8 protein-coding genes are annotated in these 20264 nt (G+C 46.5%); all 8 read left to right on the top strand.

The window, feature by feature from the left end; translation table 11 throughout:
- Positions 1-23 precede the first annotated feature (23 nt).
- The 8 genes from ACR9FF_RS28160 to ACR9FF_RS28125 all read left to right on the top strand — a co-directional run bounded on the left by ACR9FF_RS28160 (position 24) and on the right by ACR9FF_RS28125 (position 20129).
- Entirely contained in the window at positions 24-4142 is a 4119-nt protein-coding gene (locus ACR9FF_RS28160) for an S-layer homology domain-containing protein (RefSeq protein WP_435167152.1), read from the top strand.
- Positions 4143-4669: 527 nt separating this feature from the next.
- Positions 4670-7228, top strand: a complete 2559-nt coding sequence (locus ACR9FF_RS28155) for an S-layer homology domain-containing protein (protein ID WP_435167149.1) — start codon at positions 4670-4672, stop codon at positions 7226-7228.
- A 206-nt stretch (positions 7229-7434) separates the two neighbouring features.
- On the top strand, positions 7435-9516 hold the full coding sequence (locus tag ACR9FF_RS28150; protein WP_435167146.1) for a hypothetical protein: 2082 nt from the start codon (positions 7435-7437) through the stop codon (positions 9514-9516).
- Between the two features lie 110 nt (positions 9517-9626).
- Positions 9627-10127 carry a hypothetical protein gene (locus ACR9FF_RS28145; protein WP_317982404.1) on the top strand — a complete coding sequence of 167 codons (501 nt, stop codon included), beginning with the start codon at positions 9627-9629 and terminating at the stop codon, positions 10125-10127.
- Between the two features lie 114 nt (positions 10128-10241).
- Entirely contained in the window at positions 10242-10517 is a 276-nt protein-coding gene (locus ACR9FF_RS28140; RefSeq protein WP_127499058.1) for an alpha/beta-type small acid-soluble spore protein, read from the top strand.
- A 269-nt stretch (positions 10518-10786) separates the two neighbouring features.
- Positions 10787-11995 carry a methionine adenosyltransferase gene (gene metK, locus ACR9FF_RS28135; RefSeq protein ID WP_015847319.1) on the top strand — a complete coding sequence of 403 codons (1209 nt, stop codon included), beginning with the start codon at positions 10787-10789 and terminating at the stop codon, positions 11993-11995.
- A 268-nt stretch (positions 11996-12263) separates the two neighbouring features.
- Positions 12264-16607 carry an Ig-like domain-containing protein gene (locus ACR9FF_RS28130; RefSeq protein WP_435167141.1) on the top strand — a complete coding sequence of 1448 codons (4344 nt, stop codon included), beginning with the start codon at positions 12264-12266 and terminating at the stop codon, positions 16605-16607.
- A gap of 807 nt (positions 16608-17414) precedes the next feature.
- Positions 17415-20129 (top strand): stalk domain-containing protein, encoded by a 2715-nt coding sequence (locus ACR9FF_RS28125; RefSeq protein ID WP_435167139.1) that lies wholly within the window; start codon positions 17415-17417, stop codon positions 20127-20129.
- The last annotated feature ends 135 nt before the right edge of the window (positions 20130-20264 follow it).

Genomic DNA, 20264 nt, shown 5'->3' with positions numbered 1-20264 from the left:
TTACATAAAGGAGGAACATCGTTTTGAAAAAGCTATTATCCCTTGTGCTGTCACTGGCGCTTCTAATTACGCTGCTGCCGCCGTTTAGTACACCGCACAAAGCATCCGCCGCGGGGACGTATTTCCTATTTCCGAATGAGCAGTATACTTCAGGAAGCGCAAGGATTACGACCGACCAACGCGTAACTCTGAAAGGTACAATCAACAATGTAGTAGGTAACTCGATCAGCTACAGCGTCTACAACGTTTCGGTTAGCGGTGGCAAGGAGACCGTCGTAAATTCGATCGAGAATCAGACGGCCAATATCTCTTTAAGCGGAAACAATATCTCGGTAAATAACGTGGAATTGTATCCGGGCCTTAATAAGCTGACGTTTAAAGGGATCTACGGTACTTCTACAGTCAGCGAATCCATTTATATTGAATACCGCAACAGCCCGATGCTTTATGATTTGACGGCGACCATTCGCGGTACAAGCTACCCGATATTGGAGGATCAAACAACGGTTCTGCAGTCGGCTTTGTCTGACGGCAAAACAAGCGAGGATATCTCCATCAGTGGTAAAGCGCCAAATGCGACTAAAGTTTCGGTTTCCGTAAACGGCAAGAGCTATGAATATAACGTGTCCGATGCCGGCGATTACAAGTTTGTTGCTTCTCCGTTAAATATCAAATCAGGCAAAAACATTGTCACGATCCGCGTGTACAACAACAGCCAGGTTGTAGAAACCACAAGGGAGATTGCATTCTATAACGGTTCCTCGACCTTCTATGATATGTCGGTGACGGATGGCACAACATCGATTGATCTGGATAAGACATCGGATCTCTCCGTTTCCTCCGGTAAGACTTTAACGCTTTCGGGTAAAGCTATTATTCCGGTTAAGTACGCGAATAACGCCTATACGCCGAATGTAGCGGACTTTGCCAATCTGGCCAGTCAATTTCAATATTTGCCGCAATGGGTTGGTGGACAAAATTATCAAGTCATAGCGACAGATATTAAAGGTGTAAGCCCAGACAAGGATTCCATTACACAGACTACAAAATACATTACAGTCTCGTTCAGCTTTGCTATTGGCGACACATCCTCTACTGGTTTTTCGTATGAGACGCCATACCGGTTCAAAATGCAAGGTTATAACGTAGTGGATGCTGAATCCCAACAATCAGGGACTTATACCTTTACGCTCCATAACAGCACTTTGCCGTATATCTATGACGTAAACTACCTGACCGGTTATACCGCAGGCATGAAAGGCGATATCGCTAAACTGCAAGTTCTTGAAGGAACGGACATTGAAAATGCGAATATTTACTCGCTACCGATGGGCGTTGAAGTACTGATTGGTAACTACTCTTCCTTAGGAGTGAATTTAACCAATATCGTTTCATTAGTAGACAGTGCGGGTAAGGATTTGCTTCCTGCAGCAGGCATTTCTTTTAGTCAAGATACGGTGAATCAAATTGTGTATAAGAATGTTAACGGGGCATCGGTTCCATTCCTGCGCGTTTTTATGGAGATTTCGAAGCTGCCCACCGCCGGTACCCAACAGCTTTACTTTAAAGTGAAGAACAATAATTCCCTTAAAGGCGCTTCTATTAAGCTCTTGTACGGTCCTTTTGTGAAGTATGACAGCTTGTACAATGGCATGCAGATTAAGTACGACACAACAATGAAAGTTAGCGACGGCATTCAGTACATTTTTGATCAGCTTGGCAATTTCGCCGGTCAATTCATGAATATCGCCAATGAGGATGAGATTGTTTATCCGGGCGATACGAAGCCGCAAACCGTTTTCTTCTATATTAACAACGTAGAAGTGCCGCTTGCTCAAAATGGTTCAGCTACCAAGACTCAGTTTAAACTTGCTGTAAATAAAGACGCAAACGGTGTAGATACGATCAAAGCAACGGCCTTTGGGGTTTTGAACAAAACAGGGGAAAACACCTTTAAGATCGTTTACAAAACGTCGAAAAACAATTACGAAAATACGGTTAAGATCAGCATTGTCCCAACCAACCTGCCTTCAATTCCGGCAGCAAATACGGACGGAGTATATCCGTACAGTGTGAATCTGCAAGAACCGCTTGCAAATGACCCTAACTTCACGAATGTATCTAATATTTACTCTACAAAAGAAGCTCGGATGAATGTATACGGTACGTTCGATTTTGTAGACTTGGGTGACGATCCGATAGAGATCGCAAACAAAATGGCAGAACTAAAGGATCCGGATGGAAATGGTAATGATAACGACAGTTTGCTGGCAAATTATATTTTGAGAGTAAGCTCTCCTAACTTTGCCAAGGATATCGATTGGAATCTGACTAAGGAATTTACACCAACTTCCAATGGCAAACCGGTTGGGACGGCTATTAATCAGAATGCAACAGTAGCCGGTATTAAAGTGTACTACGATATTGAGAAACAATACTTCTATTTCATTATGGAAGACCAAGAGATTCCTGAAGACGGAAGTGCACAGGTCTATACATTTACCGTATTTAACAGCGGAGAAGCAGGTCCTCGTGCGACTTACCGTCTCGAGGTTGACCCTGTTGCTATTCCGTATACCGTGCTTGCGCCAGTAACGGAGGAGCGTAATCTGAATTCGAACTTTGTTGACGTCATTATTGCTTCGCCAGGCGCCGATTCGATGACGATTAACAAACTTGCTGCCAAGAAAGTTACTTATCTTGATTACAGCCAAGACCCGGTAACTCCGGTGCCTATCGAGGCATACAAGGTTCGCGTAACAGGCTTGAAAGCTAATAAAGAAACTGCTATTCCGATAATCATTACACGCGGCAAGGATAAAATCACGGACTCCTTAACCGTAAATTATGAACCGGCGAATATTCCGGGTGCGCAATATACGGAAACGATGGCAAGTTCTCATAAAGTATTTGACGGCAGCCTGGCATTGACTTTCCCGAAAAACACCAAGCTTGTTCGTCCTTCTTACAACTCGACAAGCAACAATTCAAGCCAAATCTACAGCGGCAATCAGCTTCTGTTCGGTATTGCCAATCCTACGGATGGCGTAATTAACCGTTATGAATTCAGAAGCCAGCCTGCAGACTATTGGTCGGAAAATGCGGTTGGTTCGTATTACCTAAGCGAATTTTTCTCGGATCGTTTCATTAAAGTAAGCTCGCTCTTCTGGATCGATGGAGGCCTGGCGGATGACGATGCTACCAAAGCCTATGATCCGGTAACAAGCGGTCAGGATCCTTATCCATACGCAATGGTTCAAGGGGACCCAACCCAACAATTCTTTAAGCGTTTCAGCAGTGGTAGAGAAGTTGTTCCATCCCTATCGGGTACACTGACGTTGTCCTATGATCCTAATATCTCGCAAGGCGCCGGAACCGTTGTAACGGTATTCCGTTACGACCCGTACCAGAATGTGTGGGAGAACATGGGCGGTACGGTAGACGAGAAGAAACACACCATTAAGGTACCGTTCCAGAAGTTCGGCTACTATGTAGTAGGCAAACTGACATATGGCTTTAATGATATCAACGACCATTCTTACGCACGTAATGCCATGGAGGCTATTTTCGCTAAAGGCGTTATGAACGCGGAGGACCCTACAGGTATCTTTGGCGCGGATCAATACGTATCCCGAGGCGAATTCGCGCGTATGATCGTTAAAGCGCTGAGCATTCCTTTGAATTATGAAGGACCAAAGCATTTTATCGATGTGCCGGTTGATCCGATCTTGAATATTGACGCCCTCTATGATTACCGTTATATTGAGACAGCCGCTAGAGCGGGTATCATACGAGGTACCCAACCGGTTACGTTTGAGCCGGATACGAAGTTGACGCGCCAAGACGCATCGGTTATTCTAGCAAAAGCGCTTAATCTGAAGCTGGAGACAAACGCTGCTAAAGCAAAAGCTGCATTGGATAAAGCGTTTAAGGATTCCGCGAACGCTGATTACTATGCGGTACCATCGATTCTAGCGATTCAGAAGAAAGGCTTTATTCAAGGCTCTATGATTGATCCTAAAGATAAGAAAGCCGGCTATGTGTTTGAGCCTAGATCCAGACTGCTGCGCAGCGACGCATCAATCCTGATCGCCAAAGTCATGGCAAGCAACAAAACATTGCCAGCAATTTACGCGAATTAATGAGGCAGAGCAGTTCGGCTCTTGGCCGATCTGCTCTATTATTAATTTTTATTAATTACTGCTGATTTCCAATGCAATATTTTCTAAAGTAAGTTTATCCATGGAAAATGTTTTGCAATGACGAGATTGATAGGCCAAGCTATACTAGGTACATACCTAGGGAAGGGTAACAATACATAAACAACCGAATCGAAAAAAAATCTCAGAAGTTTTTTGAACTGAGCGCAACTTTTTGAGCTACTGTGCGTTTAATTACATGACATTGCAAAAACGAGGCATGTAGTACCTTGGGACTACTATTATTCCTGTAAGTGGAATGATTTCTCAACTTCCTCTTTACGCTGTGAGTAGCCCATTGTATAATGTTAAGTGGTAGGTCTTCTCTAGTAATATATTTATATGGTTTTTTCGTAGGTTTACGAGTTTCTGCGACATGTTCTTACATAGGGTTGAAGCATGGAAGCAGACATCATTTATATTAATTTATTAATTTATGCTCTTAACTCGGGGAAGGGGGTGAATCGGCTATGAGAAAAACGAGCAATTCATTTTCTAAACAAAACTCTCAACAACCGAAGGTATTTAGAGGAGGAGAAAAAAAGGTTATGAAAAAAAGTTTACTTTCGCTGGCACTCGCTGGCTCCATGCTTTCCGCTTTGGCAGTTCCTGCGTTTGCAGCTACACCATCTGACGTAGTTGGCAAACCAGTACAAACTGCAGTAGAAGAGCTTACAGCTCTGGGTATTATCAATGGTTATGCTGATGGCACTTTCAAACCAGACAACACGATCACTCGTGCTGAACTGGCTAAAATTGTTATCGTTGCTACTGGCAACGAAAGCGCTGCTAACCTGATGGCTAACACAGCTCCTTCGTTCAAAGACGTTAAAAAAGGCGCTTGGTACACAGGCTACATCAATGCAGCTGCTGCTAAAGGCTTCATCCAAGGTTACAATGGTAACTTCCGTCCAAACGATCCAATCAAGTTCGAAGAAGTAACTGCGATCTTGGTTCGCGCTTTGGGCTACAAAGATAAATACCTGTCCGGTTCGTGGCCTTACAACGTGTTGCTGCAAGCTGACGAAGTTGGTTTGTTCGAAGGCGTTGAAATGGCAAACGGTACTAACGCTACTCGTGGTACTGTTGCAGAACTGACTGAAAACTCGCTGGGTGCAAACTTGGTTCAATACAATACTGACGGCGACCTTTCCAACGTTCAAGTTAAAAACGTTGATCAATTGCTGATTAACAAACTGGGCACTAGCAGCTCTGAAGTGTTAACTTCTGTTGCGTTGGATAGCGACAAGAAAATTCAACTGGCTACAGGTGCAGTTGCTACAGCTAGCAACTTCTTTATCACTGGTGGCAAAAAACTGACTGACCTTCTTGGTCATACAGTTACTGTCTTGAAAAATAAAGATGGTAAAGTTCTTGCTGTTACTGATAACCAAGCTGAGAGCAACGTTATCACTACAAAAGTAAATGGCGACCAAAAAATCGACGGCACTATTTTGACTGATGCGTCGACTACAGCATACAGCACTGTTGCAACTCCAGTTGTATACGTGAACACTGATGGTGTGACAATTGACACAACAGTTGATCAACTTAAAGATGATGCAAACATTCAATTGTTCCTGAACTCGGATGGTAAAGCTCAAGCTATCCTCGTTACAAACTGGAACTCTGATCTCCAAATTGATGATATCGTAGCATACACTACTTACAGCATCATTAACACTGAAGCTGCTGGTGGTTCTTACAAAGTAGATGCGTCAACTTCCATCACTTTGGATGGCAAAGCGGCTACGCTTGCTGATCTGAAAGCTAGCGATATCATTGATGTTGTTAAGAATAAAGCGGGCCTTGCAACTAAAGTTGTTGCTACTCGTAAAGTCGTAACTGGTAAAGTAGAAGCAACAGGTACAACTGGATCCGATAAAACAGTTAAAGTAAGCGGAACAACTTATGTTACTTCTGTAGATACTTCCAAACTGACACTCGGTTCCGAGTACACATTCTACCTCAACAAAGATGGCAAAGCTGTAGCATATACTTCCGAAACAGCTGCTTCTTCTGGTGATTATGCAGTTATCTACGATGTAGATGCTTCTAATTATCAAATCATCCTTGATGGTCAAGTAACTGCTGCTGAGTACACTAAAGTTGTTTACTACTCCTTGAAGGATCAAAAGAAATATACTGTTTACACAAATGATGCGTTTGCTAAAGCGAATCTTAAAGACAACTCTTTGGTTGAACTTAAATTCGACAAAGATACTGGTCGTATTAAATTCGCGACTGCAGTTGAGTCCCAAAATAGCGTAGTACTGGCTAACAACAACGACGCTAAAGTTGATTCGGTTTCTTCTTCGAAACTTACAACTAAAGATGCTGCTTCGGCAAGCACTTCTTACCTGTTGGATGCTAATACAGTTTACCTGAAAGTAACTGTTAAAGGTGTCGATTCCACTGTAACAGCAGCTACTGCAGCTGATGTTAAAGCTGGAGATAAAGTAACTGTTAAAGCTGAAGGTGCTACAGCGAAGTTCGTTGTTATCACTTCTGCTGGTGCAGCAGCTGAACTCCCAGGAGTTCAAGGTCTGTTCGTAAGCCAATCGAAGGTTACAACTGCCGATGGTGATTTCTACTCCGTTAAACTGAATGTTAATGGAGAAGAGAAAACATTTGCTCTCGATGCAGCTATCGCTACTGTTGGTACGAATGATATCGTAACACTGAAAGATACTGATGCATCTGACTCAAACTATGAAAGTGCAGTTGTAACTCCACGTACTACTGTAATTGCTACTGTACCAACTGTTAACAATGACCTGAAAACAATTAAAGACGGTACAACTACTTATGTAGCTACAAGTAACACTAAGATTTATACTGTAAACTCCGACAACACTGGATTGGCAACTGGTTCGTTTGCTGATGTACGTGTAGCTGTTGACACTGTGTCTAACAACTACGGTACAGCAAAAGGCCAATACCAACTCGTAATCGTTGCTAGCGGCGAATCTTATGGTGATAACTCTAAAGAAGCTGGCGTAATCTTGGTTGTTTACAAAAACAACTAATTAGATTTGCTAACTAACTAGAAAGCTGAGAGCATAAGCTCTCAGCTTTCTTTTTTATTTTCATAGGACATGTTCACATGCAGTTCATATACATTAGATATAGTTACGGATATAGGCGGAGCAAAGATTTTTGAGATGTGCCGAAACTTATAGGATTCCATTCTCGTCTATTTAAGTAAATCTAATTATACGGAGTGAATGTGACAATGCGGAAAAGCTTTAAACGAACGACTATGCTTGTATCCCTCTTCGTTGCCTTTGTTATGCTGCTCAGTGCGATACCAGTGTCTTTCGCTGCATCAAGTTCTTCTGTCAACAAGAAGGTGTACGTATCGAGCGCTTCGTATGTACAGCTGACGGATGCAAGTCTAGTCCCAAGCGCGAGTGGCGCAACCGCAAGTTTTACCTTCGAGTTTTACAATGGTGATAGCAAAGCTATAAATCTGGTTGACTATTGGGCACGCTTGAAGTCCAAGAGCGGAACGAAATATACGCTGACTTTGCTAGACAAGGCTAACAAGAAGACTATCAGCCCGAAGTCTAATACAACCCTTACGTTTTACAGTGCAGTAGGATCGAAAGTAACGCTTGATCAGCTCATCCTTAATTTTGTGAAGTTTGATTTCTCGGTATCCGGTTATGAGAAAACGATTGGATCGTTCACATTCCCATCGGGCTACACCAATGACGTTAAACTTGGTGGTTATAAAACAGTCAAAATCAGCAACACAAATGTGAACATGCGAATTGATCAGAACACCGTATCCAAAACAACGGACTACTATAATATCAATTTATCTTTTGTAGCACGTAATACGAGCCAATTCGGAGTAGCCATTCCGGAATATAACTACTACTTAAAAACATCTAGCGGCTTGTATAAGTTGAAACTGAAGAATACTGCAGATTCCAACTTAACGCTTGAGCCCGCTGTACTTAACTCCATCCGATTGACAGGATCTATTCCTAACACAGTGTCGACTTCTGGCTGGAAGCTGGTCATTACTCAAAAGACAGGAGCAGAGGGCAGCCAAGTCGAATTACCTGTCGCATCGTTTATGGTTCCATTCAAGCTTGATACAACGCCGGGAACAGCAAAACAAACCTTTACGGATGAAAAAGGAACTTATGAAGTAGAACTGCAATCCGTGCAACGTTTGCCATGGGGTAACGATGATAACGTCGTAGCTAAGCTTTCTATTAAAAATAAAGAATCAGTTTATCTGCCGCTTCCTGAATTAACGGGTACGGTGGTACTGGATGAGAATATCACCATTAATAGTCAAGCAGTCAAGAATACAGGCGATATCGGATTGGCGCCAGGTGCCTCAACAACCGTTACCTTTATCGGTAAATTGCCTTACGCTTATAACTGGAAGAAGTTTGAGCTTCAGCTCAATGAGAAGTCAGGTACAGAAGATGTTCAAGTAGCAGAAGTAACAAAATCAGCTCTTTCAGCCATTTACTCGGTTAATGCTGGCAATGTTTATACACAAAAATCGATTGGCTCCGAAATGAGCGTTAAAGTTACGGATGTTCGTACTTACCAAGGCGATATCCAGGATACTTATGCTGTGTTTATGGATGTAACAAATAACCAAACTCGTAGCAAAGTAATGCCGCAATGGACAGGGTACTTCAAATCTGCTGCAGGCAATTATTACGAAGCAACGATTCAGAAGACAGCTACTTCCGTAACACCGGGTAACAAAGAACAAATTATTGTATATACGCAGCTTCCTAGCAATGTAAGCCGCGATGGGTTGCAACTTTTGCTGGGTGAAGCGATTGACGCAAATGGTCTGATCAAAGGTGCAACAGGAACTCCAACAGGCTTCATTCGTGGTGTATACTTCGGCATGCCGGCAGAGAACACTGATCTTACTAACAACCATGCCATTAAAGTAGGTCCATATAACGTAGACTTCAATTACTTTAATGTATTTGCCGATGGTGACACTCTAGAGTTTGACCTTGGCAGCAAGGTTCAACGTGATTACAGCTACGATGGTTTTACACAATCCAAGCTTACTATGGAGCTTGAATATACGCCAGCTAACGATGTTCTCTGGTCGCAAGAAATCAACCTTGAGGGTAAAAGCGAGAATAGCCTGACATGGAAAGTCGGAGACAACTATAACTCCTTCAGCAAGAAGATGGAGGATAATCTGTACTGGAGCAGCTACACTCTTAACGTTTACGAAACCGTAAACGGCAGCAAGAAAAAGCTCTTCTCCAAAGATATTAGTTTCTCTTCTCTAATCAACTGGCTTGACGGCGAACATTAATAGTTCAGAAATAACTGGTTAATCCCATTCAAATCTAGTATCTTAATAGAAGATACTAGATTTGTTTGCGTAATTTTGCGTAATTGCGTTAAGAAAGGAGTTTGTCGAAATTGAAGAAGTATGCACTACGGATTGTACTCGCTGTTGTTCTAGTAGGAGCAGGCATTATTGCTGGGGTGAACTGGCCGACAACCCTTGAGGCGGAATCAAATGCAGCAGTGCCTGGTTCTGCCGATGATCCGGTTGTAACCAAGAGCTATGTGGATGAACAGATTGCCAAGGCTGGTTCTGGTTCTAACGGCGGCGAAACAACGCAACCGGAAACAGGCGGTGCTAGCGCGAAGCTTGAAGTTGTATCTGTTCCTAACGGTAAAATCCTCATTGCGAACGAAGGTACCGAGGTAGTCGTGCGTTCAGGTAAAGCCGTTGTATATAGTACGGACGCGAATGGTATTGCGGATTTGACGGATGGCAAAGATTTAACCAACGGCAAGTCGATCACGGCAAACCATCACATTTTGTTCCCGCGCGCAGGGCGTGGTATTACTACTGCTCCTACCTATAAAGGTTCATTGACTGTATTGGTACGCGGCAGCTACGTAATTCAATAAGCTTGGATGTTATAGAACATTTTACCCGTACAGTAAATAAGTTATACGCTTCAAACCGCTCGGAAGGACACACAATAAAGCCACGTTCCTAATATAAATGGAGGTGTTCTTATTATGGGTCGTCGTTCTTCCAACAGAGTGGTTGTACCGGAGTGTAAGGAAGCGTTAAACCAAATGAAGTATGAACTTGCGGCGGAGCTTGGCTTATTTGCTTCTCATGGTGTGAGCGTAGGTGCTGACACAGAGTTTGCAGACGAGCTTGGCGGCGTAAGCGGCGGTACTCGCATTCAATGGCGGGAAGTAACAAGCCGCGATGTTGGTTCGATCGGTGGCAGCATTACGCAGCGTCTTGTTGCCCAAGCCGAAAAAGTGTTAAACGGCTACGTTTAAATTCTAAGCGAATAAATTTCTTCATATATATATGGCTTAGAATTATCCGGATGAAACGCGTTCTGCCGCCTAAGGACGGCGGAGCCGTTTTCACTTTAATCCGGAAACTTAACTTTTATCAAAAATTGGTATCCGTTGACACCAAGCGACATTTTCGGTATTATACTGTTTTAGAGAGTTGTCTAACAACCTTTTCCTACGGGAAAAGGTTCATTTTTTGTGTAGGATGTCTGCACTTATTTCATACTAGCTGTAGGAGGTTGATACGGATGTCTGTAAAAGGTCGTCACTTGTTTACATCGGAATCGGTTACAGAAGGCCACCCGGATAAGATTTGTGACCAAATCTCGGATGCTGTTCTGGACGCGTTTCTGGAAGCGGACCCTTACGCTCGCGTAGCTTGCGAAGTTTCGGTTGCAACTGGTCTTGTACTTGTTATTGGAGAAATCAGCTCCCGTGCTGATTATGTCGATATTTCCGCAATTGCTCGCCGTACAATTAAAGAAATTGGTTATACGCGTGCAAAATACGGTTTTGACTCCAGCACTTGTGCGGTGTTGACATCGCTTAATGAACAATCCGCGGATATCGCGCAAGGCGTTAACGCTGCGCTTGAGAGCCGCGACGGGAAAGACGTTCAGAAGGAAAACGAAGATATCGGTGCCGGTGACCAAGGCCTGATGTTTGGTTTTGCTACGAACGAAACTCCTGAACTGATGCCTTTGCCAATCGCATTGTCGCATCGCATCGCTCGCCGCCTGTCTGAAGTTCGTAAGAACGATACGCTGGGCTACCTGCGTCCGGACGGCAAAACGCAAGTTACAATCGAGTACGTGGACGGTAAACCGGTTCGCGTAGACACAATCGTCGTATCGACTCAGCATGCGGAAGAGATCTCGCTGGAGCAAATCCAAAAGGATATCCTTGAGCATGTTATTAAGCCGGTTGTTCCTGTTGAATGGCTCGATGAGCAAACGAAATACTTCATTAACCCTACAGGCCGTTTCGTAATCGGCGGTCCTCAAGGCGATGCTGGTCTGACTGGCCGGAAAATCATCGTTGATACTTACGGCGGTTATGCACGTCATGGCGGCGGCGCATTCTCCGGTAAGGATCCAACGAAGGTTGACCGTTCCGCAGCTTATGCAGCTCGCTATGTAGCTAAGAACATCGTTGCCGCAGGTCTGGCTGACAAATGCGAAATCCAATTGGCTTATGCCATTGGCGTAGCACAACCAGTATCGATCAACGTTGACACTTACGGCACTGGCAAAGTATCCGAAGAGCTTCTGGTTGACGTGATCAAAAAGAACTTTGATCTTCGCCCGGCAGGCATCATCAAAATGCTTGACCTTCGCCGTCCAATCTACGCTCAAACCGCTGCTTACGGTCATTTCGGCCGTACGGATGTGGATCTCCCTTGGGAGCGCGTGGACAAAGCAGAGAATCTTAAAGCAGACGCACTTGCTGCGAAATAATTGCTTTCACATCAAAGCCCTTGAATCTTCGGATTCGGGGCTTTTTGTTTGCTCTTTTTATCTGGAAAGTGCAACCTTTTCGCGCTGATCCTCGACTAATACCTAGTTAGCCTAAATTTTTCAAGTTGATTTGCCGACAAATAGGGTACAAGTGTATTTAGCTGGGGAGTGATTGCGGGAAATGTTAGTACGAAGCCGATTAAGTTTCATGATAGCTGTCTTATTAGTGCTCCAACTCGTTCTTTCGGGTTGGTCAGGGGACACTCGCGTGGCACAAGCTGCATCAAGCGGACCTATCGTTGTAGGCATGAGTCCAGCGGATAATGCAATTGGGGTTACGCCTGCAAGCGATTTGACGCTGACGTTTGATGAGGCCGTTACAAAAGGCGCCGATTCAGCCGTTATTACCATTTATAACTACAATACAAGCGATATTGTCGAGAGCATTCCGATGTCTTCCTACAAAATCAGACTCGATGCGACAGGCCGCACGGCAACCATTAATCCGGATGCCATCTTAAATGTAAATACGGATTATTACGTGTTGATTGATTACGGCGCTTTTGCCAACGTATCCAACGGTACTTATTATGCCGGTATTTCCAGTGCGACAACATGGAACTTCAGAACGGCAGCGGTTGTCGATACAACGGGGCCGTCGATCCTTGCGAAGTCGCCGGATTCGGGCGCAACCAAAGTGGCTGTGGACAGTAAAGTAATTCTTCAGTTTAACGAGCCTGTCTATGCGGCAAGCGGCAGCGTGACGCTAAGCAGCGTAACGGATACGAAAAATATTCCGGTAACCTCAAGCATGGTGCAAGGCAGCGGTACAAGCACCATCACGATTACGCCCAATACTCCGCTGGATTCCAACGCCGACTATTCGGTTACGATCCCTAGAACCGCTTTTCAGGACGCTGCAGGCAATGCCATGGAATTGGGTGGAGCTTCTTATGTAAGCTGGGGCTTCCGTACGGACCTTGCTCCTCTTAATATCGTCACGGTTACGCCCGCCAATTATGCGACCTCTGTATCTGTCCTGACGGATAAGCTGACCATGACGTTTGACCATAACATTGCGGCCGGGGCCGAAAAGTATATTGAAATCAGAGACGTGAAGAACAACACGACTTTTGCCAGAATCAAAACAAGCTCGTCTCAAGTGGCGATTACGGGAGCGACAGCAACCGTTAATTTGCCGGCAAGTCCTAGGTTTAACGCGAATACTTCATATTATGTACTTGTGGATGCAGGAGCTTTTGTCGAGACGGATTCGGGCTTTAATTATCCGTTCCCGGGAATTGCTAATGCTGCGGCGTGGAATTTTACAACCGGGTATGGCAATGATACAACCAAGCCGGCTCTTAAAAGCCTCTTGCCAACAGCAGGCGGTATTCTAACCGCTACAACAGGCAAGCTCGTATTAACGTTTACGGAGCCTGTCTTCCAGGATAGCGGCACGATCGAGATCCGTACAGTAACAAGCGGCACGTTGTTCCGCTCCATTCCGGTTACTTCGGGCCGGGTATCCGGCGGCGGTACGGACACGATTACCATTGACGCAACAAGCGCTTACGGCGGCGAGGCCGCAAAAGCTTTTGTGAATAATACGGCATACTACGTCACTGTCGGAAGCCGTGCTTTTAAAGACGGTGTAGGATTGTATTATGACGGGTTAACGAGTTCATCCAGCTGGAGATTTACGGTTACGCAAGATAATGTGAAGCCGACCTTGGTCGCTACTTCACCGGCTAATAGTTCAACCTCGGCTGATCCTAAGGGGACTATGTCCGCCACGTTTAGCGAAGCCGTACAACCGGGCGGCGGACAGATCTGGATTCAGTGCGTGAGCAGTACCAGCAGTCAATGCGCGACACCTTCGGTAGGAACTTCGGTTTCCGTAGATCCGCTGAACAACAAGAAACTCATTATTACGCCAAACCAGGCTCTGCAGGCAGGAACGGCTTATTATGTCGTTATTGACCCGGATGCGGTAACCGATCTTGCGGGCAATACGTTTAACGGTATTCAGAACGAATATCAATGGGCATTCAAGACGCTTGGCGGAGATACGACTCCTCCGGCGATATCGAAGCTGGAAGCTAACGGATCAACGATTGTGATGACTTATAACGAAGATCTGATGGATAATTCGATTCCTACAGCAGGAAGCTTCTATATCACGGTTGATGGCGCATACCGCTCCGTTATCGGCGTTTCGGTGTCCGGACCAAAGGTTACGTTGACATTGTCCAGCAACATCGTGGACGGGCAGCAAGTGAAGCTGTCGTATTCCAAGCCATCTGTTGCAACTCTCGGCATTCGGGATCTTTCGGGCAACCAGGCGCTTAGCCTGACTTCCCAGACGGTAACTACCGCAGTGGACACAACCCTGCCTCAACTGACGGGAGGGACCGCTGCAGGCGGGATCATAACTCTGATCTTCTCGAAAAATCTGGCTTCGGTCAGCAGCTATGCTTATTCACAATTCAGCGTCTATGTTGGGGGTAATTACTACACGCCAACATCTGTGTATAGCACGGCAAATAAAGTTATCCTAGCTGTGAATACTTCAATCGATTCAAGCTCGAGCGTTAGAGTATCCTACAGCGCCGGATCTTACCCGCTGCAGGATGCAGCAGGCAACAAGGTAAGCAATTTCAGCAATTATTCCTTATCAAGCACGGTAGATACATCGCTGCCGACGGTGCAAACCATTGACGCTTACGGTTCGTCCATCATTATTACTTATAATAAAGCGTTGGATTCAGCTAGAAGACCGTCAACCAGCCAGTACAGCGTGCTTGTTAACAATTCGCTGCGCAGCGTAACGCAAGTATCCGTCTCTGGTTCACAGGTCCTTCTTACGGTAAGTCCGGATATTCCATCCGGTTCATCGGTGAAGGTGTCTTATTCCAAGTTATACACAGCTGTGGCTGATTTGTCCGGCAATGAAGCGGCAGCCTTTACGAATGCAACGGCTTCGGTAGGAAACGGTTCGTCTTCGGATACCGGGTTATACGGGGCGGTTGTCAAAGGAACCAAATTGACCTTGTCCTTCTGGAAAACGCTCAGCTCTTCCTATGTACCTTCCTCCGCGTACTTCTCGGTGAAGGTTAATAATTCGGCGGACCCGGCTACTAATATAACCGTCAGCGGCAATACCGTCGTATTGACCCTCGCCAAAGCGCCAGGCGTTGGCGATGCGGTTACCGTTACTTATTACGCAACTTCTACTAACAGCCTGCGCACGTCTGACGGCACGGTTATCAACAGCTTTACGAATGTGACGGTAGCCAATCAGACGACGCTTATTGATTCGCTGCCAGGCGGTTATGAAGAAGCAAGCGGTGGAGGTATTGGATTAACGACATCAATGGCCACGCAGACATCGGATATTTCGCCTGCCGGCTATACGACTACCCGTTATACGATCCAAGCCGATAAGCTTTCTACCGCTTATACGTCAGCAAGAAGCGCAGGAATCAGCAATGCGCGCGTTGTTTTCCAGGTGCCAAGCTCCGAGAGAGCGGCAGTTGTGGCCGTTCCGTTAACGGTATTGGAGACGGCTTACCGTTCCAGTAACGGGTCGTCCCTCGTCGTACAGTACGGAACAAGCTCGTATGAGATTCCGCTTAGCGCACTGGCCTTTAAGAGTATGGCTTCCCTGATCGGGTCCAGCTCTACAACAGGCAACCTATTGATTAAGATTGAAAAAGGTTCTAACTCGAACACCAGTGGCCTGGCTTCGGCGATCAGCAAAGCAGGAGCATCGCTCTTGTCGACGCCGATCACGTTCGAGACCTCGGTCGTGAATGGGACGACCGAAAAGAATCTATCGGAATTTGGCGGCTATGTGAAACGGAGCTTTGAGTCTCTGACGTCCGTGAATGCTACGAACAGTGCAGTGGTATGGCTGGATCCGCAAACCGGCAAGCTGTCGTACGTACCGACCACATTCTCGACGGAGAACGGTACGAATATGGTATCGTTCAAGCGGAAGGGCAACAGCTCTTATGCTCTGGTCAGCGGTTCATCGAAGTTTACCGATATCGGCTCGCATTGGGCGGGTTCAACGATCAAGATGATGTCGAACAAATTCATTATCGAAGGCCGTTCGGGATCCACAACGAAGTTTGATCCGCAAAGCTCCATTACCCGCGCGGAATTCGCGGCGTATATTGTTCGAGGCCTCGGTTTGTCCGGAAGCCGGAGCGATGCTTCGAAGTACAAGGATGTTGCAGGAGGAACCGCTACAGCCGCTTATATCGGCGCTGCTTCCAAAGCTGGCATCGTAATGGGCAATACCGACGGTACGTTTAAGCCAAATAGTCCGATTACCCGCCAGGAGATGGCGGTAATGATGTCCCGCGCGACAAAGGCTGCTGCGGTTACGATCTCGCTTCCACAGTCGGAAACGACTTACCTGTCCAAATTCAGTGACCGGACGAAAGTAGCGTCCTGGGCGAAAAGCGACCTGGCTAAAGCCGTATATATGGGCGTTATCACCGGCCAGACCGAAACCACCTTCGGCCCAACCAAAAACGCTACTCGCGCCGAAGCGATCGTTATGATCAAACGATTGCTCGAGTATGTAGATCTGTTAGGATGATTTAAATTTTGAGCCCCGTCGCAGATATTCTCGCAGCGACGGGGCTATTTCTGTCTTCTGGGCCGGTGGGGATTATGGTGTGATAAGACCTTGCAATGGTCTTAATGGTAGTGAAAGTAGCTAGTTTGGAGTGGATAAGACCCTGGCAGGGTCTTATTAATCGGGAGATGGCTGACGGAAGCAAGGAAATGGCGGGGATGTACGTGATAAGACCCTGCGAGGGTCTTATTGGCAGTGAAAGTAACTAGTTTGGAGTGGATAAGACCCTGTTAGGGTCTTATTGACCTAGAGGATGCTGGAAATGGTGGAACCGTGGGGTAGCACGGGAAGTTAAGGTCCCCAAGGAACCTTAAGTGTGGAAAAAAGTAAATAGAATTAGTTAAGGCCCTAGGGGCCTTAAGAGATAGAACCTGTGGGTCATCAGTGGGTGGTAGTAGGCCCACACGATGACCTATTTTCTTTCGGCCATCCCCCCAAGTGCTGGGGGATGGGGCAGGCAGAGGGGCGGAGAGAAAAGGTCATTCTGGAGAAAAGCATAAGCTTACGAAGAAGCTTTCTTTCAGAAAGCTTTTAAGTGCTCGCCTTTGCAGGACGAATTCTAACGATAGCATCGTTATAATTGAAAGAATTCGTCTGCAACAGCGATCGGAAGAATGACCTTTTCTCGCAGCCTTACCCTACCTTTTTACCACACTACAGCACGACTATCCTCCCATTTTTATTAAGAAATTTTTATACTCGGAACTTTTCTCCCCTTCTAATAGTCTATAATAGATAGATTAATAGATTAGGAGAGTTGCTATAACGATGAGTAAGGTACATAACAGCAAAGTCCGGCAGACGGGAAGTCTAGGCAAAAAGATCGCGGTTGTCGTAATCGGTGGCACATTGCTGGCTCAGCCAGTCTCGTCAGCTATATCTTTAGACTTGAATCCGTTCCAAGCAGGTACAGCGGCTGCTGCTACGGCAGAGCCATCCCTCAAGCTTCTTCAACAGTCGTATATTACGGCTGGCGCGCAAAGAATGGACTATCTCTGGACGACAACACGCAGCGGAAAAGCTGCTAAAGCGAATATCCATGTCATTCAAGTCGATCTCACCAATCCTTATGTGAACTTGAACACGATGAGCGGCAAGAACGATACCGTAGGCAAGCTGAATACGGTTATGAATATGACGAAAGAGAACGGCGCGGTTGCGGGCATCAACGCCGACGTGTTTATCACAACAACGGAAGGCTCGCCAATGGGCGCGCAGGTTACAAGCGGAACGCTTATGACCAGCCCGATGCAAATTAAGGGCATGTACGCTTTTGCCGTGACCAAAGACCGCAAGCCGGTCATCGACAGCTATACCTTCGACGGTAAAGTGACGTCCGCAGACGGCTCCAGCTTTACGCTGGCAGGGCTGAACCAGTCCGCTTATATTCCGGAGGGCGGTTCCTCGAACTACAGCCATCTTAACGCTCTCTATATTTACAATAGCGCCTGGGGCGGCGCGGAGCGCCCTAAGAACTCGTCTACGACTCCAACGGAAGCCCTTGTCGTAAACGGAGTTGTTCAGCAAATTTCGGACGGCAAGCCGTTAACCGGGGCGATCCCGGCAGACGGTTATATCCTGCGCGGTCACGGGACTGCGGCACAATTTATTCTCGAGCATTTGCAGGTTGGCCAGTCCGTAACATCCGATTACTCGCTCGTATCCGCCACATCCGGGCAAAAGGTAGATCCTACGTCCTTTGAAATGCTGGTAGGCGGACATACGATTCTCGTAAATAACGGTGCGGCTGCGACTTTCTCCCGCGATATTACGGGTGTAAGCGGCTCTTCCTACGTATCCCGTACGGCGGTTGGTTATTCCAAGGACGGTACAAAGGTTTATCTGATCACAAGCGAGGACTACGGTGACAGCACGGGGCTTAATCTGAAAGAATTGCAGCAGGTGATGGTGAAGCTTGGCGTATACAAAGGGATCAACCTCGACGGCGGCGGTTCAACAACGATGATTGAGCGTCCGCTTGGCGAGACTTCGCTTCGTCTGGCTCATTCCACGCAATACGATACAACGCAGCGCAGCATTTCCAATTCGATTGGGGTATTCACAACGGCACCGCAAGGCGATCTGAAAGGGATTGCGATTAGCGGTTCGAACGTTCTTTTTGTCGGACAAAAGACAACCTTCTCGGTAAAAGGCTATGATACGTATTACAATCCTTATACGGTAGACGGAACGAATGCAAGCTGGGGCAGCACTACGGGCGTTGGTTCGTTCAGCGGCAATACGTTTACGGCTTCCAAGCCGGGCACAACCAACATTACGGTAAAATCTGGCTCCGTAACGGCTACCTATCCGGTTGAGGTTATCGGCAAAGACCAGATTGCGGAGCTGAAGCTCGATACGGCGGTAGGCGTCCTGTCGAAGGGCGCAACGGTGTCCATTCCGGTAAAAGTTACCTTGAAGAACGGCAAAACCTACAAGCTGACCGGCGACTCGCTGCAATGGGAGTTCACTGGTTTTACCGCAACAACAAGCGGAGACACTCTTACGGTTAACTCCGTCAATCCGGGCACGACAACGGGCTACGCGATTGGCCGCTACGACGGCTATGGGACCATGCTTCCGTTCACGCAGGGCGGTTCCGAGAAAACGTTTGAGACATTCGAAAATGTATCCTATGCGATTAATCCGCAGGTGACGCCTGCTGCGACAACAACGGGAAGCGTGAAGCTGGTTACGGACCTTCCGGGCCAAACGTCAGGCAAAGCGCTGCAAATTTCCTATGACTTTAGTGCCGGAACCGGTACAAAAGCGGTATACGCGCAGTTTAACGGCAGCTCCGGAAAATCGATCGACGGCTCGCCGGTATCGATGACAATGGACGTATACGGCGATAAGAGCCTTAACTGGCTGCGTGCCGAATTCGTGGATGCCAACGGCACGGTCCACCTCGTAGACCTGGCGAAGCAGCTTGACTGGACAGGCTGGAAATCGGTTAAGGCCGACTTGTCTGCCAAAGGAATGGCGTATCCGGTTAAGCTGAAGCGCGTTTACGTGGTAACAACGCCGGACGGTCAGGATGAGCGTGCCGCAACAGGCGCGGTAGGCATTGATAACATCAAGTTGCAATATGCGTCTTCCACGACAACACCAACTAAGGGCCATATCGAAATGACGATCGGCAAAAAGTCGGCTGTTTCCAACGGCAAGACAATTGTCATGGAGGTAGCTCCTTTCGAGACGGGCGGTACGACTTATGTACCGATTCGGTTTGTTACCGATGCGATGGGCGTTACCCTGAAATGGGACAATAAGCTCAATCGCGTAACTGTTCTAAACGGTTCCAAAATGCTTGAAATGGTCATCGGCAAAAAGGAAATTAATATCAACGGCGCGCTTTCCCAGACGGAAGTTGCTCCAATGATCAAGAACGGAAGAACGTTGATTCCGATCCGTCTCGTTTCCGAAAAATTGGGTCTAAAGGTCACCTACGATAACAAAACGAAAAAGATTGCCATCGATTAATGGTGGACGAGCGGCAACCAACCTGTGTTATGATAAAGGGGAATAGCCTTTAACCAGGTGAAACGGCCTCGCTTTCCTTGGAGAGCGGGTAGTGTTTCATTCCGAGAATTCTAAGCGCTATTTATAAGGTGAAAC

Origin of the sequence: Paenibacillus glycanilyticus (assembly GCF_051200795.1) — a bacterium.
GTDB classification, from domain to species: Bacteria; Bacillota; Bacilli; order Paenibacillales; family Paenibacillaceae; genus Pristimantibacillus; species Pristimantibacillus glycanilyticus.
Note: the sequence above shows the minus strand (reverse complement) of the source record. Positions and strands in the feature narration are given on the sequence as shown.

Excerpts from the sequence above, each read along its gene's own strand:
- ACR9FF_RS28140 (WP_127499058.1), top strand. The coding sequence starts at position 10,242 with ATGGGTCGTCGTTCTTCCAACAGAGTGGTTGTACCGGAGTGTAAGGAA.
- ACR9FF_RS28155 (WP_435167149.1), top strand. The coding sequence starts at position 4,670 with ATGAGAAAAACGAGCAATTCATTTTCTAAACAAAACTCTCAACAACCG.
- ACR9FF_RS28125 (WP_435167139.1), top strand. The coding sequence starts at position 17,415 with ATGAGTAAGGTACATAACAGCAAAGTCCGGCAGACGGGAAGTCTAGGC.
- ACR9FF_RS28150 (WP_435167146.1), top strand. The coding sequence starts at position 7,435 with ATGCGGAAAAGCTTTAAACGAACGACTATGCTTGTATCCCTCTTCGTT.
- metK (WP_015847319.1), top strand. The coding sequence starts at position 10,787 with ATGTCTGTAAAAGGTCGTCACTTGTTTACATCGGAATCGGTTACAGAA.